1 protein-coding gene is annotated in these 240 nt (G+C 61.7%); it reads left to right on the top strand.

Annotated elements, in window-relative coordinates; genetic code table 11:
• Nucleotides 1–240, top strand: a 240-nt coding sequence (locus C7G61_RS43705) for a transposase (protein ID WP_145963884.1), incomplete at both ends; no start/stop codon positions are given.

The following is a 240-nucleotide window of genomic DNA, read 5'->3' as shown; positions in this document are numbered from 1 at the left end:
TGGTGCCGAAGCAGATCTCGACCGGCGACCGCACGATCCTCGGCAAGATATCAAGGCGCGGCAATCGCTACCTGCGCGCGCTGTTCGTGCAAGCCGCGTGGGTCGTGCTGGTCAAGGTCAAGTGTTGGGAGCGCTATGGCCTCAAATCTTGGATCGAAGCCGCCAAGAAACGATTGCACCACAACGTGCTGGCGATTGCGCTCGCCAACAAGCTCGCCCGGATCGCGTGGGCGGTTCTCA

The sequence above is a fragment of the Bradyrhizobium algeriense genome, assembly GCF_003062295.1.
GTDB lineage: Bacteria > Pseudomonadota > Alphaproteobacteria > Rhizobiales > Xanthobacteraceae > Bradyrhizobium > Bradyrhizobium algeriense.
Note: the sequence above shows the minus strand (reverse complement) of the source record. Positions and strands in the feature narration are given on the sequence as shown.